Source organism: Phyllobacterium sp. OV277 (assembly GCF_900104355.1).
Classification (GTDB): Bacteria; Pseudomonadota; Alphaproteobacteria; order Rhizobiales; family Rhizobiaceae; genus Phyllobacterium.
The window spans coordinates 304,556-322,403 of the sequence record NZ_FNIY01000003.1; the positions used below are offsets into that span (position 1 = coordinate 304,556).

The window sequence follows — 17,848 nt, forward strand, 5'->3', positions numbered from 1 at the left end:
CATAAAATTAGGGGATGGCTAGAAATGGCTGAAAGCTCTTGGGGCGCAGAAAATCTGGACTCAACCATTGTGACGTCCACAATTGATATGTGGTCCATTAACAAAGCTCCTCTCCTCCTGAGCACATTAGGTAGCGATCTTGCGAAGATTGCGGATTATCGCACCACGATTGCACCTTTGAAATTGCGACAATACATAGCAACTAAACTTATTGATAAGGTCGTAATTGTTACCCACCCTTTTCAACCACAAAAGACTGGCTTGATTCCGATAGGCGAAGAATTCAGCTTTGTTACTTCGGAAACACGCACCGAAGAATCGACAGTCACTGACTCGACGGCGGCTAGCAGATCTAAGGAAAGAATAAAGCCATCCATTTGGGCTGCATTTGTGAAGCCAGTTCAAACAGATTTGAAGCGTTTTTTGGACATTGGGGATGATGCGCTCCGATTTGTTGATTTGGAAGATGGACCACCTTCACCCCGACATCGAGCAATTCCAGCTGAATCAATAACGGATGGGACAGGACTATTATATGATGCCAGAATAGTTAGCGAGAATATACATAAATGGGCGGAGGTAAACGGGCTTGCGATTGAGAAACTTTACATCAGGGAACAACAAAACTCACCGAAGAATTCGTTTTTTGAGATATTTAGTAACTTAAGCGAAAGTGATCTGCGCCGCATAGAAATTCCGTTTGATATCATCTTAAAACTTGCACAAAAATGAAAATAGCTTTTGTTCTTTATGCTGCAACACACAATATAAAAAAATATTTTGGCGAAACAAAACTTGGGATGGTTCCCAAGGAAATTCGCGAAAAGTACAATATTGATTATAAATTCTTTACCTATCCTGATAAGCCTTCTGAAGATAAATTCATTGCGGATCTTGTAAAGCAGAACGAAGACTATGCATTTGTAGCGCTAACTGAGAAAAATCTACAATCATTGGATATGGTAGGTGTCCCGTTTAGCCTACTTGAGCTTGGTGTAAGAACCATCGCTGCCGAGCTGTCACGACTCATCACATTTTGGACTAAGCGTATTCATGCCGTGGCCAAGACTTTTGAACCGATGGGAAACCGCAAGGCATTACTCTTGCCATTAAAGAATTTTGTTGATGAAGAAGCTTCTAATTCTTGGAAGAAAATTACAACTAAATTCAGCGATCGAACTTTCCAGTTTGCAGTAGAGTTAGAGGCGCTGCTTAAACATTTAAGAATGTTAGAGTTTCCTAAAAAGCGAGGATCTTATAACGACAAATATTTTGTCGACGCCAGAGGATATCATTTTTCTTATGGTCACGAAATTCACGCGAAACAAGAAACTGAAGGGGGAAATCATAACCTGCAGTGCTTAGTTAGTGCAAAATTAAGGCTCGGATTACCTTACTGCAACGAACGGCACTATAATGTCTCGTTGGGGAGCGATGGATCGCTACATTCGCATAAATTTATTGGATGCCATGGAAACTCTGTAACTGCCGGCAATTGTGAACATCTGAACATGTTTCCTAATGACTATGTAGTATAAAAAGAAATTGGGCACCGAAGCGCCCAATTTCAACTCAAATATCTAAGCTCAAATTCTCAACACCGGTTCGGTAATGTCAGATCACGACATAGTCGATCTCTCCGCCACCCGTCATCCCTGCAGTCGGCTTCCAAATGCTTATAGCTATAAGTTCCATTTGAGAGCATGCAAAGAATTTACTTAGATATGAGCTGTCCAAATTTCTATAAACACCATCAGCCATATAGGAATCGTGATGTCAACACCCAATTATTCCCAATCGGGTACAACTACAACAAACTAGCTAACGAATAGTTTCCAATTTGCACCAGTCTTCAAAAAGACGTTCCCATCACAACCACTAGATATGCACTTCATAACAGAATTTCCACAAAATACTGAAATTTTCCAGAGTGAGGTTTTATCGTTACCGCCGACAATCGAGTTCGGTTAATGCGACTAGATGTAGCCATAACAGGGATAAGGCACTCTCAGCCCACCGTTGACAAAACCGCTACAAACCCAAGGATCATGCTGGAAACAAACAACCACATGATCTTTGTCAGAACGCCGTGTACTTTCTTGCTTGCAGGAAAGCAGATAGACGCCCGGTAAATGCCTGCCTTCGATTAGCAGTCGCTGACAGCGCTGGATAGCCAAAATCGAGCCTAACCCAAATGACCTCTTGAAGCCATCCCCTGCTGAACTGATGACTATGTGGCCAGTTTCGACGAAAGTTAATTCGCCACGCAACAACACACCGGATATCGTCAATGAAATACCTTCTGACTCGAACGATTTACTTTAGACCAACCGATGATTTAACAAATATCGCCGCCTTTCTTCCCTTATCACCTTGACGATAAAACGAATTTAATTGCAAATTTGAGATAGTGAATCGACGATGAGATTTTAACTTGAAAAATACCATTGAACCCCATACTCGCACAGTGCAACTAAATAGTAGTTGCAACTGTGCCAAGGATGCTTACATTAGTGTAGCGAGTTAGAATGACACGTTCTGACAAACTCGTCGCTGCGCTGAAAGGTTGCAATGGACCGTTCCCATATAAAGATTTGGCGAGAATTTTGCGTAGTTTTGGATATGAAGAGAAAAATGGGAGCGGCAGCGCTCGTAAATTCTTTCATCCAGATACGAAGGCAGTAATTGCGATTCATGAACCGCATCCCGGAAACGAGGTGCTGCCTTACGTGGTTAGACAAGTACGCGAACATTTGAATGATCGAGGTCTTATATGAAAACCTTACAGTATAAGGGTTACCAAGCCTCAGTTGAATTTGAGGATGGGGTGCTCTTTGTCAAAGTTTTGCACCTTGATGACGTTCTGATTGGTCAATGTGATAAGGCGTCTGATGCAGAACCGACGTTGAAACGTATAATTGACGAGTACTTGGTTGATTGCCGAGAACTGGAAAAGGAACCGTCCAAGCCATTTAAAGGTTCTTTGAACATAAGGATTTCTCCAGACAATCACCGCAGAGCGGCAATCGCGGCGGCTGAGGCCGGTGATTCACTGAACGCCTGGATATCGTCTGCAGTAATTGAGAAGTTAGAATTTGGAGGAAATCTAGCGGCAACAAGGAGTGCGAGTGTCGACGATCAACGTGAGATAGTTTTTCTCAGAACTCTTATTAGTGAGCAAACTCCAGCGTTCCATATAGCCGCTGCACATCATGCAGTGAGACTGCTGCAGCCTAATATTCGTTCCGTTTCAAAAGACGAAGCGATTGCATTTCGGTTTGCAGCTTCACAAAAGAGATCGACACATGCCTAAAGAAAGTCAGGGGCTAACTTACTCTGCTGGCAATCCCACCATTGTCCTATTGAACATCGAATCAGTGGTTAAGTTCGATTTGGTAAATACAGAAGACGAAAATACAGAGCCATTCTATCGAGTATTTATCAGTGAACTACAATTGGTTGAGCCTGATAAAGTGTTCTTTCAAGCAAAAATCCAATGTGGAAAAACTGTCGTTGGCACCGAAGACCGCATACAATCGATAAATGCAACTTATGCTGCGGTTTTCATATCCACTGATACCCCGGCTGAAAACACTCGTGCCGCTGAAAACATTACGAAATTAGGCGTATGGTCGAAGTTTAATAGTTTGATGGTACTTCTTAACGACCAGACGAAGCTCGAACTACCGGCATTACCGTCAATTCCGGACGTAGAGCATGTTAAAACGGCCAAAAAATCAAAACGCGCCACCCGTAAGGAACTGCGGGATTAACTTGAACCCACCATTGTGTAGCATCCCAAGAACACCGGGATCGGCATGGGGCGTGGCAATCGCCTACCTTCGATAAGCAGTCGCTGCCGGGCCTCGATTCATTTAAGGCACATTCAGCGGCTGGACTAGGTTTAAGAGCTAACGCGTAAATGCCCTCCTATCTCCAGATGCGGGGCTTTATAGAATATAGGTGAAATTATCCTGTAGGCGGTGGAGCTGTTGGGGGCTTTGTTGACGTCGGCGCGACTTCGCGTTGATACTGATACAATTGATCTCTCAATTGTGTGATCTGACCACCGATGAGCCACCAAATGAAACCTCCGAATATCGAAACCAGCAGAAGCGCACATATTCCAATGCCTTCAAATCGGGAAATTTTTCCACGAACTTTGTCTATGTGGTCATCGTTTTTATTTACATCCACAATGAGTCTGTCAGTTTTTGTATTCAGGCTTGCCAAATCCTTCTGGATTTCCATCAGAGATTGCATGACATGAAAGTTGTTTTCACCTGATAACGGTTGCGCAGGACGTCCGTCTGAAGGTGGGGTGCCTACAACCTGCTGAGGAGATGGCGCTGCGCCTTTTCTCATTTTTTCTCCTTCAACGAGAGCCAATTCCACAAATCTTTTTCATGCCACCCATAATAACTGCCTACAGCAGAAACCATAATCCTGCCGAACGCTCCCTCATTTGCACCGAGTTGAGTGCACAACGACTGTGGCGTCATATCGGCAGAAACGAGCCATTGAGCGGGTGCAATAACCCTGTAATCATCAGGAAATTTGGATTTGATCACTTCAGTCAAATCAGGACGATCGGATTGAGTGATAATTAAATACACAGACATGCTATCCCAACCATGTGAACGCGGTTAAGTTCCCAAACGCTACGCTGCGGACGCGATGATGTACGATGCCGTCTGAGATTACCACAGATAAATCATTCCTGCGCTTCTGCAAGACCTATCACGATAACGCTATTATGATTTGGTTCTTATGACGTTAACTCCGACTTGCATAGCGGACGAGTTTTCAATGCTTAGGTACGCGGTAGAACAGAGATTCACCTATGAAACAGTTTCGCCAGCCATTCAAAAGAGTTTGCGAGACTGACCCCAAGTGCCGTGCCTCCTATGCCAACAACCCCGAGCGCCCCGATCCCCATTAGTTTCCACTTCTTAACGTCATCCGTCACAGCCTTTGCATCGACCACGTCGTCTTTTATCGTCGCGATATCGGTTTTTATGTCGCAAACCTCTGAAATGATCTCATTCATGCGCCGATGAACGACCGCACGTTTTTCATCAGCTTCACGGTTTTCCGCACCGGCCCGACGCTCAAACCCATCGATGTCACGCCGCAAGGCTTCCACCTGAGCCGATAGCGTGCCAATGGCCTTGTAGATGTCATTCAGACTAGTTGGTGCCATCAGCGCGGTGCCTTGCAATAACTGTCATAGGCCGCATTGTTCCGGCGGGCCTGTAGCTGGGTTTCGGGTGTGTCCCGGCCGGAATACGTCACCGGGCTAAACACCTTGCCGCACACATCCTTTTTGACAGGATCAGTCGCGCCGATAAGGGTCATCGTTCCGCACCCCGTCAGGATTGAAGCGGCTGCGAGCATCGACAGCATCAGCGACATCTTTGTAATGGTTTTGAAGAGCATCGGAATTCCTTTCATTCTGCTTGCTGCGCTCCACAGAGCGGCCTTTGAGGAATGCGGCGACAAGACCGGCCAGAAACACGCCAAGCGCGACCAGCAGGCCATTGCCGCCCGATATGAGGGAAACAATCGTGCCCATTATTTTTCCTTTGGATGGTTGGGGAATGCCCAGACGAGCAGAGCAGTAAGAAATCCCTGTACGGCGATGGCGATGGTGTTGATGGTTGCATCATCCATGCCCAGATCAATGCCGAACAAAGCGCGGATGAAAGCAATCAGGCCGATGATGAACGCGACCCAGAATTTCGTGGCAGTCATGGGATTAAACTTTCTTGAATAGGCGCACGAACAGACCCGCGAGGATCGCGAAGAGCGATTGAGGTTTTGCCGGTTGTTCTGGTGTGGGTTGTGGTGTGGCTGGTTCGACAGGTGCGGGAGTGATCGGCGCTGATTCTGCCGCCTTCACGCGGTCAAGAACCGCCTCGACTGTCTCAGGCTTCACCAGCGACTTATTAAGGCCATCACCGGCATAGAAGGACTGTCCGCGACTGACGGGACGCGAACCGCCCTTTATGGCAGCCAGAACCGGGAAGGATGCCCATTCCTGCGCCAGCCGCTTGCCAAACTCGGTTCGGCTGATCGCGCCAGACATGAACGCTTCATATCCCCGGCGCTTCAAGAGATGATAGGCGAGCCGATCCTGAAAGCCGGCGTTAAACACTTGAGTACCAAGCAGGCCCAGCTCGCGCGACAAATCCTGTAGGGTCGCCCGCATGAACTGATAGCGTCCTGTCGCGGACGATCTGAAAGCCTTTGACCATGCTGGTTGAGCGTCAATTATATCGCCCAGCGTCATGCTGGTGATGGGCCTTCCGAGCTTACCCTGATTGTTGCCGTAGATCGTGCCATAGCCTTTTGGCGCTTCGGTATCACCAATAAAGTCAAGCAGGATCGCCGCGCCCTTGGGTACGGTTCTGTCCATGGTTAAATCCTTATTTAGATTTGGGAATTAGCGTCGAAAGGCTGACCTCTGCCGAGACCAGTAGAATGGTCCGGTCCGCCTATGTATTGAGTAATTGGCGGGCCGGATTAAACGGCAGCCGCTATCCAAGCGGAGGAAAGATCATCTTGCCATGCGTCGCCCCAAACCTTCGGGGCAACCAGCGCCATGAGAACCATATCCCACGTGAACATAGTAGAGTTGTTGAACTGATTGCGGCAGGTTAGCTTTTTTGCTGTCGGCGTTACGGTTTCAATTCCCCCCATGAACTGATCAATCTTTCCAAGGCCATCAAGCAAGCTGTAAAACTGATCAGGATCAAGTGCCAAACCCAATGGCGTAACCGGCGCTGAAACAATGGTGGCTCCATTCCAGCGCTTGCCATAAACTGTGCCGCCGGTGCCGCGTGTAAAGCCGAATGTTTCATCAATGCCCCAGATTGACACATCAGGGATTTGCGACTGTTCCGGATCGCTTTCCATGGAGATTATCGTGCCATCGTCCTGAACGGCGATGTACCATGGATGAGGATATTGCTTGAACAGGTCGTGCCACTCAACGCCGTCCGCATTTCGCAAGACCATTATTAGAACATTACTGGTGCGTTCTGGTGAAATTACAATGCGTTGGGCTGGGGAGGTTATTACCCCATTTTCATCTCGCGTTTCCGGGATTTCCATTGTGACTTCAGGCGTCACGATAGAGATAGTTTCAATGGTGCTTCGCAATTTGCCGAAATGTTTCATCTCACTACCTCAATAATTGAAGGCGGCGTACCAGCCACCTTTGTTGGTGCAATAAAGTTGCGGCTGACGGGAGCCGAATAGAATACCAAACTGCCCTTGTCCGTTCTTGCTCATTCGAGTGAGGACGTAGCCTGACGTATGCAATTCTGTTGTTTGCGTCTGGTTGGTAGCGATTGCGACTTCGATATTACCGGCCATGCGGCTATCGATAATGCTGGCATTAATGGCGGCAGATTGAGCATTGCCAGCATAGGCTGACGCGCGACTGTCGATATGGGTCATGACGCTACCGCCTGTGTAGGCCGTTCCCCCGATGTTGCCGTCGGTCTGCATGTAAGAACTTCCGGCGACAAGGCGTCCCGGAGCAGTAAAACTCCCGTCATTATTGAAGCCAAAACCGACGTTGCCACCATTCACTGCAAGGATTGCCGATCTATTAGCCTGTGCATAAAGAATGGCGCGCGTCGTGAAACCATCCGCGTCCATCATATAAAAATGAACGTTACCAGCGGCGGAGGCCGCTTGCGCCATAAACTCGCCGACGCCAGTAACGCGACCATTTACAATCATTGCCTTGTTGAAATAGGAACCAGCATTGGCGAAGAAGCGCATTTGGCCTTCGCCATTGTTGAGAATATCGAAGGTTCCGTTCGCTCCCGCATTGCGGATCAGGCGAGCATCAAAATCGGTGGCAGGAAACACCGAATGAAAATCGATAAACGATCCCGAATTAGCCGTCAGCCCACTGTTAAGCTCGATGTTCGGCACATTCGCAAGCGTAACCTGATAAATCGGGTCAAAGAAAGCTTTCAACCGGGCTTTGATGACTGACCAGAGAACGCGCTTTGGCTTCTGGGTATCCTCGCTGTCAAGGATAACCAAGCTATCATTGTCGACAGGGATTGCTTTTGTTGGAGCGGCCAGCAGATCGGCAGCACCGAACGCTCCCAAATTAACACGGGAATCAGTGGCGTTTGTCGCCCCCGTACCGCCTGCTGTTATGGGTCGGGCCGCGTTCGCATCGGCTACCAGATCGTCAACAAGCGCGTTGTACGGCGCTGACTGGATTGTGGTGTTTGGAACACCTTTTGTTCCAGCCGGAGCGGTGTAGATACCACCTGTACGAGGCATGGCATTCTCCATAGATAAGCGCGCCCTGACGAACGGCTGATATTGCTAGTGATGGGGGATTTTCTTTTTAGCGGCTTTCAGCCATATTGAGCGCCATGGTAAGAGCTGTTCAAATAGGCTGCGTTGTCGTCTTCATTGCCGTCATGATTGCTATTAATCAGGGCGCGTCTTGGTTCATCAGCAAATTTTCAGGTGACTTCGCGTGGGGTTGCGTCGTGGGTGCTCTGTTTACCTCTGCATTGGTCTTTCTCATCTTGAAGATGGAAAAATCATCGGGGACTGGACAGCAGCCCGCCGCTCATCAGAGCCGCTCGCGTGATCTGATTGATCTCTGATTGCGGAACATTGCGGACCGCTTGTGCCCGCATGATCGCATCAATAACAACTTGACGATTACTTGAAATCGCATTTGCTAAACTCTCATTACGCCGGTCCGCTCCGGAGCCAAGGATAGTTTTTGCGGCCTTTTCAAACCCTCGAACAGCCGCGGATCGGCCCGCACCAAGAACACCACCTGACATGTAGCCTTCACGAACGCCGAATTCTGGAATGTCAGGCTGGCCGAGTTCGCGCATTGCGGCAGATCGCGCCGCTGTTTCGCTGTTCTGACCGACGATATGCCGAGTGTTTGCGAAAGCTTTTTCGCGATCAAGCACGTTTATGATGCGATCCGCTCTACTCGGCCCAAACAATGTTGCGAGACGATCCCGGTTCCAGTCACCTTCGCCTTTCACAATCCGATTAAGCGCAACAACATCATTGACGTTCGTGCCGACGATCCGATCAATTTCGGCGCGCGCGCCCTGGGTCATTCTGAATGCCTCACCAGAAGGACCAACAGAAAGACCTTGAGGCTGAACACCGGCAGTCATTTCATTGGCGAGGTCCTCCGGCCGGGGAGCGGTTTTGCCGCTATCGAGAACTTGTGAGCCACGATTTAATCCATGGTTCTGTCGGGCAAGCTCTTCATATTGAGCGTCGGCCATCTTGATACCCGGTACATTTCGGGAAAGGTTCTCGTCAATCTGCTGACGTGTCTGGGTAAGAACGCGAATGACCTGCGGATTTTGCTCACCCGCCAACATGCCATCAATCGCGTTGCGCGTCTGAAACAGCGTGTAGGGATTTGTGTCCAAGTTATCGCGTCCGGCTTCGTTGAGCATCTGACGGACCTGCTGGACAGCGCGTTGCTGTGGTCCGCGAAGGGTACGGCCCTGCTGCTCAAGAGCATTGGCAATATAGTCCGTCTGAACAGGCACACCGTCAGCAAACGACTGGGCATAAGCCGGACCCGTTGCGCGTTGCCCCTCTTGAATGCCTTGATTGATTTGGATCGGTGAACGAACAGGACCAAGCGTATCATTCAACTCACCAATGATGCGTTGATTTGCGCCCATCTGTCGCTGATTGACCGCGTTTCGAACAATCTCTTGCCCGCGTCCCGGCGTTGCCGCGATTGCACCAGCCTGACGCTGGAGATTTGGGCCAAGGTCCATAATCATGGCGTCAGGACCAAGTTCGGCAAGTCTGGTTTGCAATGCAGGCGCATCCAGCCCATCCGCTGCCGCGGCGCGGCCCAACCTTGCCAAAGCACCCGGAGCCATTTCAGCAGCCTTGGCCGCACCACGGCGCGCAACCATATCCATGAAACTGCGGGCGCCCGCACCAATAGCTTGGCCAGCTAAAGGCGCAGCACCGCCGGTCAAGCCGCCAATAAAGGCTCCCTTGCCAGCTTCTCGCCAATCACCATCCGATCGTACAGCGCTGTCAGCCCCGCCGATTGTTGCACCAGATACGCCAGATGCGAAGGTTTTGCCAAGAAGTCCGCCGCCGCCTGCGCCGAACAACGTCGGAGCGGCCGCAACCATTCCTGCGCTTCCGATGACTCCACCGGTTATGCGCCCCGCAGTTGTTGATCCGGGGTTCGCGTCCATGACTTGTTTGTCATATTTTTGTACGTCAGCGAGTTCTTCTGCGTACGTCTTATCAGTAAAGGGAGCGCGCAAACCCGCGACTGATCTTTGCAGGCCACCAAGGACATAAGGCCCAACAACCGGCATTCCATCAAAAAATCCTGCAACGGCGGCATCTTTTCCGCCATCCAATGGTTGACCGCCACGCGCGTAACTTGGCCCAACACTGCCATCATTGACAAACGACTGATCAACCAGCGGAGCCTCACTCCATCGGTTGTCCTGACCGGACTGCTTTGACTGCTCCACCAAGGGAGCAGTTTCCCATCTGTTTGCCATTATGGTTTTCTCCGGAGCTTGCCGTCTGGGTCAACAAACTGCGCTCCAGTGGGCAGCGCGTCATATTCCGCATCCGTCTTGACATTTGCGGGCTTTCCAAACCCAGCGAGGGGGTTTGGCAAGGCGCGCAACTCTTGAATACCCTGCTGTCGCGTAATTTCATTATTCATCACGCGGGCGGCAATCGCACCCTGCTGGTCTTTGTATTGAGCAAGTCCCTGCATCACACCTATAATGCGCCGGTTGCCTTCCGGCGTGTTCCACAGGCTGGGCAGAGAGGCGCGGAACATCTCAACATCCCGATCGGACATCGAACCACTACCAGCCTGACGCTGTGTCGGGATCAGCTTATTGATAAGTGCGTCTGCTGCTTGAAGATCACTGACGTTCTCGCCACCTATGCCGTAACGGGCCAGCCTGCCTGAGAGGCCAGTGAGAATGCCGCCCTGCCCCTGCAACGCCTGCCCAAGTTCGCCAATAACGGCAAGATCGGATTTAGCGTTTTGCCCTTCCGTGAGCATATTGTCGAACATCGTGGCTTGGTTTTCAGCGAGCTTCTTATCAAATGCGCCTTCGCTCTTCTGATCGATATTGACGGTCGTTCCGCCGCCGCCAATCTGGGTTATCTTATTATCTGCGCCGATCTGGTATGCGCCCTCAAGCGGCAGTCCGGCTTGCTTCTTTTCGTCTGCCGTAAGTGTCCTGAAAGTATCGGGCTTACCGCCGTAGACGGACTCGATGTTGCCCCTGTTATCAGAGCGAAAAATTGCACCGTCCCGACCTGAGATGAAATCATACTTCACCGGCGGATTTTTCAATGCGTTAAGCTCAAGCCGGTCTTTTTCCAATCCCATCTGATAACGTGGATCACTCGCCTGCTGCTGACGTTCCATTTCCTGCTGATAGCCAATTTCAGCCAACTTTCGATATTGGGGCGACAGGAATGGGTTTGCCATATTTCGCGCGTAATACTGCAAGCGATCGCCGTTCTGCTGTAGAGCATTGTTAGACGGCGCAGGAGGTTGAATAGTCTGATCTGCTCCTGCCACCATCTTATCCCCAGCGCCCGCTTGTGCGCGTATTTCCAAAGATCGAGCTGGGTCCTGAGCTTGCGGCTGGCCGGTCGGCTGCACAGGCGCTAAAGGCGACATGACCGGCTGAGAAGGCAGTGAGGCCATTTGCTGTTGATCGTCCTGACCAATGCCTTTCGAGAAGGAAAGCCCAGCGGCTTGCGAAAGTCCCTGCTGATCCGTCCAATCGACCGGAGCGACCTTTCCAGCTTCCGGGTAATTATTCTGCTGGGGAGCGACTTGATTGATGGCTTGCGCCGCACCATTCTGGGGCTGTGGCTGTGCCGGAGCGTAAGCCTGCCCCATGCCTGCCGAGGGATCGAGCGAAGCGACCTGCACACCGCCACCATTGCCGCCGACCTTTTTAGCCGTCCAGTTCTTGAAATCTCCAACCGTCATGTTGGCAAGAAACGGGTTTGCCTTAACCACACCCGGCCCCACGATTGAGGCAACAGGTGCATTGTCGGCCTGAGACAGTACTTTTGTCGCCCCTCCCGCGCCGAGGAAGTGTGCGGCATACAAATTCGGATTTGTCGCCTCGATACCCGCATTGCCAAGGACGCCTGCATTTTGAGAAGTAAAGGCGCGGATTGCTCGCTCCTGCTGTTCCGGGTCGTTGCGCCCGTCAGCAGTTAGACCAAGCTGAGGGTTTTGCTGGGCGAGCTGGTTCCACGTGCCTGTTGTGAACTGGTAACGACCCGTTGCAGACGAAAGCGGGTTTTTTGCACTATCATTGCCGCCACTTTCAGCCGAGCGAATTTTAGAGAAGTAATCGCCGCTTTCCGTGGGCGTGGTGGAGCCGCCAGCGGCAACACTCGCCGGAAATGCAGGAGCAAACCCGCTGCCAGCGCCATTCAGGAATTCCGCGTCAGCACTTGCCCGGTTCTTGTCAAACTCACCCTGACCTTGTGCAATACGGCGGTTCATGACGTTGGCAAGGATGCCATCACCAAGTGCTGACAGTCCCTCGCCAATGTTCTTTGGCGAACCAATATTGCCGTACATGTCGCGTACCGTGGCGCGGGCACGGTCCAGCTCTTCTTGCGTCTTATATTTCTGGCCGGGGCCAAAGATGAACGACTGAACCGACATTTAAGCCCCCAATGCTTTGCTATAATCGACTGCGAGAAGCCCGCCGGGCATTTTGATGACGGCAGACGGCTTTTTCTTCTTCACTTCCTGCGCGAGAAGGCCAAGGCGCATCGGTGCATCGTCCGGTTCGCCCTTATAGTGATACATATAGAGGTTCTGGCCATTGGCCTTACCCACCTTCGTAATGTCTTTTTTGACCCGTTCATCAGAGGCGGCAATTGCCTTTGCGCCAAGGCCGAAGAGGCCGCCAACAATGCCGTTCATCGCCCCAACCTTCTGGTTGTAGGCGTTCACATCACCCTGATATTTCTGGTTGACGAGACCTGCATAATCCACGGTTGGCAGTGTCGGCATATTGGCACTTGCCCACTGGGGATTTGTGACTTGCGCGCCAGACAGCAGCGAATTGATTTCGTTGATGGGCTGGTTGCGTTCGGCAAACTTTTCACTCAATGCCTGCTGCCGCTGAGTGTTGGCCGCATTGAATTGAGCAAGCTGCGCATTGGTCATCTGGTCTTGCAGGGAGTTGTTCGCGCCTGTCGTGGTGTTCTTGTTCTGGAACATCTGCTGCAACGAACTGTTGCCGAACGTCGCCTGATCTCGCGAAAGACCAGCAAGGCGGGATTGTTCCTGACCGGCGGCAAGCAATGTGGATGTGCGGGCATCGTTTGACGTGCGCCCGAAATCATCCATCGCATCTTTATAGGCCTGCGATCCGATCTGGATGCCCTGATTGGCAAGCCTCTGTTCAAGTGCCGAACGATCCTTGTCGAGCGAGGGTTGTAGGCGCGACATAAGTCCATCCTGTACAGCCTGTTTGTCCTTCGAAAAGTCGTCGGTGTAACTCGTTTGGAGCTGCGGGCCATCCGTAAATTGCTGATAGTTCGGCCCCGTAATTTTGGATGCATCACCACCGGCAGGAAGCCCGTTTAATGTGAACGGAGTACCCAGCAACCCATTGAGGCGATCTGACTGCGAATTCGCCAGCTTACCGAGATTGAGCGAGGCCGCGTCATTCTGATCTTTGATAGCCTGCTGCTGTGCAGAAAGCGTCTGTGTTGCCGTATAAATTGGCACATCATAGGTGGATTTTGATGTGGGGTCGAAAACCTGTTTCGTGCCCGACTGATTATAAGTCAGGGTGCCGTCAGGAGTGACCTGATTGACGTTGCCGAGGGCAGCATTCGCGACCGCTGTTGAAACGTTCGTCGCAGTCTGCGCGGCGGCTGTCTTGACTGGATCGGGAGCCTTTGGAGCGGATTTACCCATGGAGCATCAAGCGCTTTCGCGCTCTCCCTGTCTGGAATTGATCTTGTGCGACCGCCAAACGTCGTCGGTCAGTGTGAATATGATTTCGGCCTCATCCCGGCCCCGGAGGCGGGGAACGCGAACCGATGAAAACCCGAAGCGATCAAGAATGCGCTTCATGCGTCTATTCCGCTCTGAAACCCGCAACACGCAAATCTGGCAACCGAGCTGCTGGAATGGGTAATCAAACATGGCCTTGAGTACAGGAGCCGTCAGCCAGCGGGCATCAAGGGAGGCAGCGGAAAGTTCGATTACACCGGTTTCCGGTGTCCAGTTGTGATAGACGACGCCTGCAAGGAGCTTGTCACCCTCAACCACGCCCATAGTGACATGATCGGTAAAGCCACGATCACAGCCGGGAATGTGCGAAGCAACGAACCGGGCAATACCTTCGTTGATTTCCGGGCAATCCGCCCCGCCCCACGCGATAATCATGCGCTTGCCTCGCCAACCTCGACATGCAGCGCGCCGATATCAATTTCAGCATCAAGGGCATATGCACCGCCTGAAACGATGATGCAGCCAAGGGCCAATGTGTCACCGGATGCGCGAACGTTCTGGCGATACCAATAGTCATTCCGGCTCGATACGCCGTCCCATACGGCTTGGTCCCAAAGGCCCACATCCCATTCCGACGACTGCTGATTGCCGATAGAAACCTCAGAGAAGGCCGGGAGCGTCTTATTCATGTCAGCGCGGGCGAATAGCAGAACCTTTGGCTTGGCCTTGCCCTTGAGCAGCATACGGGCCATGGCAGCCGTCTTGCGCTGCCCGACGTTGCCACCTGCAAGGAACTGCGACAGATATGCCGCAGTGAATGGCGCGCCATCGTCGGTTCCGGTCGTGTCCCCCTGCCAAACGTAGCCGCCGACCGAGCCAAAGAACAGACTGCCTTGAAGGGTAGAAAAGCAGCTCGCATTCCAGTTGGTCAGGATTGACCATCGCCCGGTCAGAACATTGAGAACAAACGTCGTGTCCTGAATGACAACGTTTTTCGGAAACGTGATGAAAACCAGATTGCGTTCAATCCACTGGGTAATGGTCCAGCCTGTCCCGGTTGCAGCAGCCGCCGCGCGCCATTCGTCCTCAATTGGCCGGCTGACGGAAACAAGCGAAAGCGACTGTCGATCACGCTGGAAAACCTGCGACATCGGCAGGAAACCATCAGTCGTTGCTATCAGGACATCAGCGCCAGCCCTGATCCACGCATTTTTGCCCAGTGGCTTGCCAATCTGGTAGACGCCCTTGAGCGCCCATGTATTCAAATCACTTGGATCAGCGCCGGAATAGATAGCAACTTCGCCCTCAGTACTGATAAAGCAGCACATATCATTCAGGCCGTCCCCGCTTTCGATTGACCACGAAAAACCGGTCAGCAGCGAGCCACCCTTTTTCATGACACCGCCAAGGGGAAACAGCTTCGCCTCACCGCCGATTGAATTCAGCGGAAGATAATAGGCATCCATCGTTGCATTCTTGAGGAAGAACTCACGGTTCTTGAACAGGAAAACATAATTGAGCTGATTGCTCGTTGTGCCATCGGTGAACGTGATGGCCGGTGTGGTCACCCAACCCGTTCCATTGTACATCTGGCGAGGATCAGCGCCGTTGACGCACACCATCATAGACGTGCCTTGGGTGGTGTGCTGCACGACTGTCCAGTTGCCCGATGTTTGACCGCCTAGGCTTGCTGGTGTCGGTACTGGCGGGGCTGACGGGCTGGTGACTTCGAAAATCCCCGTATCCGTCGCCATGAACATCTTTTCAGCGCCGCCAAAGCGATAGTTGAACGCGCTTCGTACGTTTCCAAGGCCTGCAAGCAACGCCTTTTTGATGGAACCGCCCCGAATTCTCGCGCCCTTCAATGTTGGAAAGAAGTTGCGCAAGACGCTTGCCGCTCCGGCCTGTTCTTCCATAAGATCATAGTTGGATACCAAGCCCAGCTTTGGAGCCGGGAACGTGATAGGCGTTCCCGTTGGCTTGCTGCCGACGGAAACGCTACCACGGTTGGTTTGAGCAATTCGCCCAGGACGAACCATCATTGTGATGCCCCCCGATCCGCTGCGATTTCAAAGGCAAGCGCCGCCTCGAATTCTGCGAGCTGGTCTTCGTAGTTAAGGCCCTTCTGTCGCTTCCAGCGCCATATCAGACCCATCACCAGCAAGCGTTCTGGAAACAGAAACGTGTTGTCGTCAGCTGTGAATGCGTCCTTTTCATCAGATCCCGCTTTGATCCAGTTTTTGGACACGTATTCGATATTTGCACCTGCCCCAGCCGACAGCGGAGTAAAGTGGATTTGACCGCCACGAATGAAAAAATATGGCTGGGAGGATGGAACCTGTTTAACGACGGTCCATTCGCTACCATTGGTGACAGGGCGAACAAATTCGCCTGTCGCCGTGGTGATTGCGCCGCCTGTAATCAGCCGCTGAAAGTTCTCATCGAGCGCATATGGCGATGTAGGAACCGTCGCTGTCTTGAGTGTTCTTTGCCAATCGACGCGCCGGGAAATCTCGTCACCGGCCTCTTGCGCAAACTCAAGCATAGTTTGAGCGTTCGGATTGTCGTTGCCGTACACCGTGTCAAACTGGTCAAGGGACACGACATCGCAGGCGTCATTCACTGCTGTTCTAAGGGTCACGGTGTCGGCCCTCCAATACTAACCTTGTTCTGGCCGAACCGTGCGCGCTCGTCATTGACAGCAAGCGACTTGATGGCCTGCTCTTTGAATGAAGCGGCGGCGCTCGCTGACGCGGCATCCTTGGCCCAAATCGCGATTTCTTCTACCAAGGCATAGAGATAAACGTCTGGCGCGGTTTCAAGCAGCCAATTCGAGGGATTTGCGGGTCTCAGTGGCGGGATAGCCGCGTAATAGAACACCGTCAGGGTGCCATTCCATGCGGGCCGAACCGCAATGGAGCGTCCTTGTACGGCATAGGCATCAGGAATGCCGCGCCTCGTGCGATCACGGTTCATGAGAACCTGCAAAGGCAATGACCGGAGAACGCAACCGGCTGGATTGGAAACCGACCGCGCTTCGATAAAGTCTGCTGGCAGAGAACCTGCGCCAAACGCAACGGCGACTACTGCAGCTTGCTCCATCTCGCCCACCCGCAAGCGGCGATTGAGCTTGGTTTCGGCCATGCCGAGAAAACGGGAAAACAGGTGCGCCACGTCGTTCCGGCCGGAATATTCCCCGGCAGTCACAAGCAGGTCAGCATATCCGTTGATAGCGCTCATATCTTATCTCGCGTCCGCCATTTGGCGTTATCGCTATTCTGCAACCAGCGTTGAATAAACGCGTCGTCGCCGCTGCGAATAGCTGGGAGTAAATCTCGATAGAGGATGTTGAGGGGGATCGAAGCGACCTTGCCGAATTCGCCCCATTTCTGGTTTTCGGCCCGCTCGGCTGCATTTTTGTCGAGCAGTTCATTGGTGGCGTAGTATTCGGTTTTCACCACGCCATAATCATCGTCAATATCGAACCAGATGCGACGGAAGCCACGAACGGGGTCATCTTCAATGACCTCGCCGTGACGATAGGGCCGATCAAGCTTCATCTGGGAACGTCGCAATGCCGTTCTTGATGGCTGCCTTGGCTTCCGAAAGGGGAAGCTCAATCACCGTACCCGGATCAATCTGCTTGCCTTCCTCGCGGAAGTATCCACGAACAATAAGCACTTCCAAAGCGCGCTCATCGGTCCCGTTATCGAAATTGCCAACCTGTTCGGCTGCTGGTGTGTTCTTGTCTGCCATGGTGATAGTCTCCGTTGAAGGGGAACGGGGGCCAAAGCCCCCGCCTGTCCGCATTGC

23 protein-coding genes are annotated in these 17,848 nt (G+C 51.8%); 5 read left to right on the forward strand and 18 right to left on the reverse strand.

The genetic code is table 11. The annotated features are described in order from the left end of the window. Positions 1 to 24 precede the first annotated feature (24 nt). The 5 genes from BLU05_RS13325 to BLU05_RS13345 all read left to right on the forward strand — a co-directional run bounded on the left by BLU05_RS13325 (position 25) and on the right by BLU05_RS13345 (position 3,773). The gene (locus BLU05_RS13325; RefSeq protein WP_091880707.1) at positions 25 to 732 is read left to right on the forward strand and encodes a hypothetical protein; all 708 of its coding nucleotides are present in this window, start codon (positions 25 to 27) and stop codon (positions 730 to 732) included. Further along, positions 729 to 1,538, forward strand: coding sequence for a hypothetical protein (locus BLU05_RS13330; RefSeq protein WP_091880709.1), 810 nt, complete (start codon positions 729 to 731; stop codon positions 1,536 to 1,538). Before BLU05_RS13325 ends, BLU05_RS13330 begins: the two co-directional genes overlap by 4 nt. A 990-nt stretch (positions 1,539 to 2,528) precedes the next feature. After that, positions 2,529 to 2,777, forward strand: coding sequence for a type II toxin-antitoxin system HicA family toxin (locus BLU05_RS13335; protein ID WP_091880710.1), 249 nt, complete (start codon positions 2,529 to 2,531; stop codon positions 2,775 to 2,777). After that, entirely contained in the window at positions 2,774 to 3,313 is a 540-nt protein-coding gene (locus tag BLU05_RS13340) for a type II toxin-antitoxin system HicB family antitoxin (protein WP_091880712.1), read from the forward strand. The genes BLU05_RS13335 and BLU05_RS13340 overlap by 4 nt, the downstream gene beginning before the upstream one ends. Continuing rightward, the gene (locus BLU05_RS13345) at positions 3,306 to 3,773 is read left to right on the forward strand and encodes a hypothetical protein (RefSeq protein ID WP_091880713.1); all 468 of its coding nucleotides are present in this window, start codon (positions 3,306 to 3,308) and stop codon (positions 3,771 to 3,773) included. The genes BLU05_RS13340 and BLU05_RS13345 overlap by 8 nt, the downstream gene beginning before the upstream one ends. A 196-nt stretch (positions 3,774 to 3,969) precedes the next feature. On the opposite strand, the gene BLU05_RS25965 is transcribed toward BLU05_RS13345, so the two are convergent. From BLU05_RS25965 to BLU05_RS13430, 18 genes are all read right to left on the reverse strand, one after another. Next, positions 3,970 to 4,365, reverse strand: a complete 396-nt coding sequence (locus tag BLU05_RS25965) for a hypothetical protein (RefSeq protein WP_139210446.1) — start codon at positions 4,363 to 4,365, stop codon at positions 3,970 to 3,972. After that, positions 4,362 to 4,622, reverse strand: a complete 261-nt coding sequence (locus tag BLU05_RS13355) for a hypothetical protein (RefSeq protein WP_091880716.1) — start codon at positions 4,620 to 4,622, stop codon at positions 4,362 to 4,364. Before BLU05_RS13355 ends, BLU05_RS25965 begins: the two co-directional genes overlap by 4 nt. A 215-nt stretch (positions 4,623 to 4,837) precedes the next feature. After that, a complete protein-coding gene (locus BLU05_RS13360) occupies positions 4,838 to 5,203 on the reverse strand; it encodes a DUF1515 family protein (RefSeq protein WP_091880718.1) in 366 nt (121 codons plus the stop codon). Then, positions 5,203 to 5,358: a hypothetical protein gene (locus BLU05_RS26210; RefSeq protein ID WP_175540603.1), complete on the reverse strand. Its 156-nt coding sequence runs from the start codon at positions 5,356 to 5,358 to the stop codon at positions 5,203 to 5,205. Before BLU05_RS26210 ends, BLU05_RS13360 begins: the two co-directional genes overlap by 1 nt. After that, positions 5,336 to 5,575, reverse strand: a complete 240-nt coding sequence (locus tag BLU05_RS13365; protein WP_091880719.1) for a hypothetical protein — start codon at positions 5,573 to 5,575, stop codon at positions 5,336 to 5,338. The genes BLU05_RS26210 and BLU05_RS13365 overlap by 23 nt, the downstream gene beginning before the upstream one ends. After that, positions 5,575 to 5,754: a hypothetical protein gene (locus BLU05_RS13370; RefSeq protein WP_091880721.1), complete on the reverse strand. Its 180-nt coding sequence runs from the start codon at positions 5,752 to 5,754 to the stop codon at positions 5,575 to 5,577. The genes BLU05_RS13365 and BLU05_RS13370 overlap by 1 nt, the downstream gene beginning before the upstream one ends. 4 nt (positions 5,755 to 5,758) lie before the next feature. Further along, complete coding sequence (locus BLU05_RS13375) at positions 5,759 to 6,418, reverse strand: lysozyme family protein (protein ID WP_244518335.1); 660 nt, start codon at positions 6,416 to 6,418, stop codon at positions 5,759 to 5,761. 107 nt (positions 6,419 to 6,525) lie between these two features. Beyond that, on the reverse strand, positions 6,526 to 7,182 hold the full coding sequence (locus BLU05_RS13380; RefSeq protein ID WP_091880722.1) for a hypothetical protein: 657 nt from the start codon (positions 7,180 to 7,182) through the stop codon (positions 6,526 to 6,528). Positions 7,183 to 7,191: 9 nt separating this feature from the next. Next, complete coding sequence (locus BLU05_RS26435; protein WP_244518336.1) at positions 7,192 to 8,313, reverse strand: hypothetical protein; 1,122 nt, start codon at positions 8,311 to 8,313, stop codon at positions 7,192 to 7,194. Positions 8,314 to 8,582: 269 nt separating this feature from the next. Then, positions 8,583 to 10,565: a hypothetical protein gene (locus tag BLU05_RS13390; protein ID WP_091880724.1), complete on the reverse strand. Its 1,983-nt coding sequence runs from the start codon at positions 10,563 to 10,565 to the stop codon at positions 8,583 to 8,585. Continuing rightward, positions 10,565 to 12,727, reverse strand: a complete 2,163-nt coding sequence (locus BLU05_RS13395; RefSeq protein ID WP_091880725.1) for a hypothetical protein — start codon at positions 12,725 to 12,727, stop codon at positions 10,565 to 10,567. The genes BLU05_RS13390 and BLU05_RS13395 overlap by 1 nt, the downstream gene beginning before the upstream one ends. Continuing rightward, positions 12,728 to 13,996 (reverse strand): tail fiber domain-containing protein, encoded by a 1,269-nt coding sequence (locus tag BLU05_RS13400; RefSeq protein WP_091880726.1) that lies wholly within the window; start codon positions 13,994 to 13,996, stop codon positions 12,728 to 12,730. 6 nt (positions 13,997 to 14,002) lie between these two features. Further along, positions 14,003 to 14,470, reverse strand: a complete 468-nt coding sequence (locus BLU05_RS13405; RefSeq protein ID WP_091880728.1) for a GNAT family N-acetyltransferase — start codon at positions 14,468 to 14,470, stop codon at positions 14,003 to 14,005. Then, positions 14,467 to 16,077, reverse strand: a complete 1,611-nt coding sequence (locus BLU05_RS13410) for a hypothetical protein (protein WP_091880729.1) — start codon at positions 16,075 to 16,077, stop codon at positions 14,467 to 14,469. Before BLU05_RS13410 ends, BLU05_RS13405 begins: the two co-directional genes overlap by 4 nt. Next, on the reverse strand, positions 16,074 to 16,676 hold the full coding sequence (locus BLU05_RS13415; protein ID WP_091880731.1) for a phage adaptor protein: 603 nt from the start codon (positions 16,674 to 16,676) through the stop codon (positions 16,074 to 16,076). Before BLU05_RS13415 ends, BLU05_RS13410 begins: the two co-directional genes overlap by 4 nt. Further along, a complete protein-coding gene (locus tag BLU05_RS13420; RefSeq protein WP_091880732.1) occupies positions 16,673 to 17,275 on the reverse strand; it encodes a phage adaptor protein in 603 nt (200 codons plus the stop codon). The genes BLU05_RS13415 and BLU05_RS13420 overlap by 4 nt, the downstream gene beginning before the upstream one ends. Beyond that, positions 17,272 to 17,595: a hypothetical protein gene (locus BLU05_RS13425; protein ID WP_091880734.1), complete on the reverse strand. Its 324-nt coding sequence runs from the start codon at positions 17,593 to 17,595 to the stop codon at positions 17,272 to 17,274. The genes BLU05_RS13420 and BLU05_RS13425 overlap by 4 nt, the downstream gene beginning before the upstream one ends. Continuing rightward, positions 17,585 to 17,791, reverse strand: coding sequence for a hypothetical protein (locus BLU05_RS13430; RefSeq protein ID WP_091880736.1), 207 nt, complete (start codon positions 17,789 to 17,791; stop codon positions 17,585 to 17,587). Before BLU05_RS13430 ends, BLU05_RS13425 begins: the two co-directional genes overlap by 11 nt. Positions 17,792 to 17,848: the final 57 nt, after the last annotated feature.

What these genes read in the sequence shown, in the direction of transcription:
- BLU05_RS13390 (WP_091880724.1), bottom strand. Translation starts at nt 10,565, where the DNA reads ATGGCAAACAGATGGGAAACTGCTCCCTTGGTGGAGCAGTCAAAGCAG.
- BLU05_RS13330 (WP_091880709.1), top strand. Translation starts at nt 729, where the DNA reads ATGAAAATAGCTTTTGTTCTTTATGCTGCAACACACAATATAAAAAAA.
- BLU05_RS13335 (WP_091880710.1), top strand. Translation starts at nt 2,529, where the DNA reads ATGACACGTTCTGACAAACTCGTCGCTGCGCTGAAAGGTTGCAATGGA.
- BLU05_RS13410 (WP_091880729.1), bottom strand. Translation starts at nt 16,077, where the DNA reads ATGATGGTTCGTCCTGGGCGAATTGCTCAAACCAACCGTGGTAGCGTT.
- BLU05_RS13325 (WP_091880707.1), top strand. Translation starts at nt 25, where the DNA reads ATGGCTGAAAGCTCTTGGGGCGCAGAAAATCTGGACTCAACCATTGTG.
- BLU05_RS13425 (WP_091880734.1), bottom strand. Translation starts at nt 17,595, where the DNA reads ATGAAGCTTGATCGGCCCTATCGTCACGGCGAGGTCATTGAAGATGAC.
- BLU05_RS13430 (WP_091880736.1), bottom strand. Translation starts at nt 17,791, where the DNA reads ATGGCAGACAAGAACACACCAGCAGCCGAACAGGTTGGCAATTTCGAT.
- BLU05_RS13355 (WP_091880716.1), bottom strand. Translation starts at nt 4,622, where the DNA reads ATGTCTGTGTATTTAATTATCACTCAATCCGATCGTCCTGATTTGACT.
- BLU05_RS13395 (WP_091880725.1), bottom strand. Translation starts at nt 12,727, where the DNA reads ATGTCGGTTCAGTCGTTCATCTTTGGCCCCGGCCAGAAATATAAGACG.
- BLU05_RS13370 (WP_091880721.1), bottom strand. Translation starts at nt 5,754, where the DNA reads ATGACTGCCACGAAATTCTGGGTCGCGTTCATCATCGGCCTGATTGCT.
- BLU05_RS26435 (WP_244518336.1), bottom strand. Translation starts at nt 8,313, where the DNA reads ATGCCTCGTACAGGTGGTATCTACACCGCTCCGGCTGGAACAAAAGGT.
- BLU05_RS26210 (WP_175540603.1), bottom strand. Translation starts at nt 5,358, where the DNA reads ATGACCCTTATCGGCGCGACTGATCCTGTCAAAAAGGATGTGTGCGGC.
- BLU05_RS13340 (WP_091880712.1), top strand. Translation starts at nt 2,774, where the DNA reads ATGAAAACCTTACAGTATAAGGGTTACCAAGCCTCAGTTGAATTTGAG.
- BLU05_RS13380 (WP_091880722.1), bottom strand. Translation starts at nt 7,182, where the DNA reads ATGAAACATTTCGGCAAATTGCGAAGCACCATTGAAACTATCTCTATC.
- BLU05_RS13360 (WP_091880718.1), bottom strand. Translation starts at nt 5,203, where the DNA reads ATGGCACCAACTAGTCTGAATGACATCTACAAGGCCATTGGCACGCTA.
- BLU05_RS13405 (WP_091880728.1), bottom strand. Translation starts at nt 14,470, where the DNA reads ATGATTATCGCGTGGGGCGGGGCGGATTGCCCGGAAATCAACGAAGGT.
- BLU05_RS13345 (WP_091880713.1), top strand. Translation starts at nt 3,306, where the DNA reads ATGCCTAAAGAAAGTCAGGGGCTAACTTACTCTGCTGGCAATCCCACC.
- BLU05_RS25965 (WP_139210446.1), bottom strand. Translation starts at nt 4,365, where the DNA reads ATGAGAAAAGGCGCAGCGCCATCTCCTCAGCAGGTTGTAGGCACCCCA.
- BLU05_RS13365 (WP_091880719.1), bottom strand. Translation starts at nt 5,575, where the DNA reads ATGGGCACGATTGTTTCCCTCATATCGGGCGGCAATGGCCTGCTGGTC.
- BLU05_RS13420 (WP_091880732.1), bottom strand. Translation starts at nt 17,275, where the DNA reads ATGAGCGCTATCAACGGATATGCTGACCTGCTTGTGACTGCCGGGGAA.
- BLU05_RS13400 (WP_091880726.1), bottom strand. Translation starts at nt 13,996, where the DNA reads ATGGGTAAATCCGCTCCAAAGGCTCCCGATCCAGTCAAGACAGCCGCC.
- BLU05_RS13375 (WP_244518335.1), bottom strand. Translation starts at nt 6,418, where the DNA reads ATGGACAGAACCGTACCCAAGGGCGCGGCGATCCTGCTTGACTTTATT.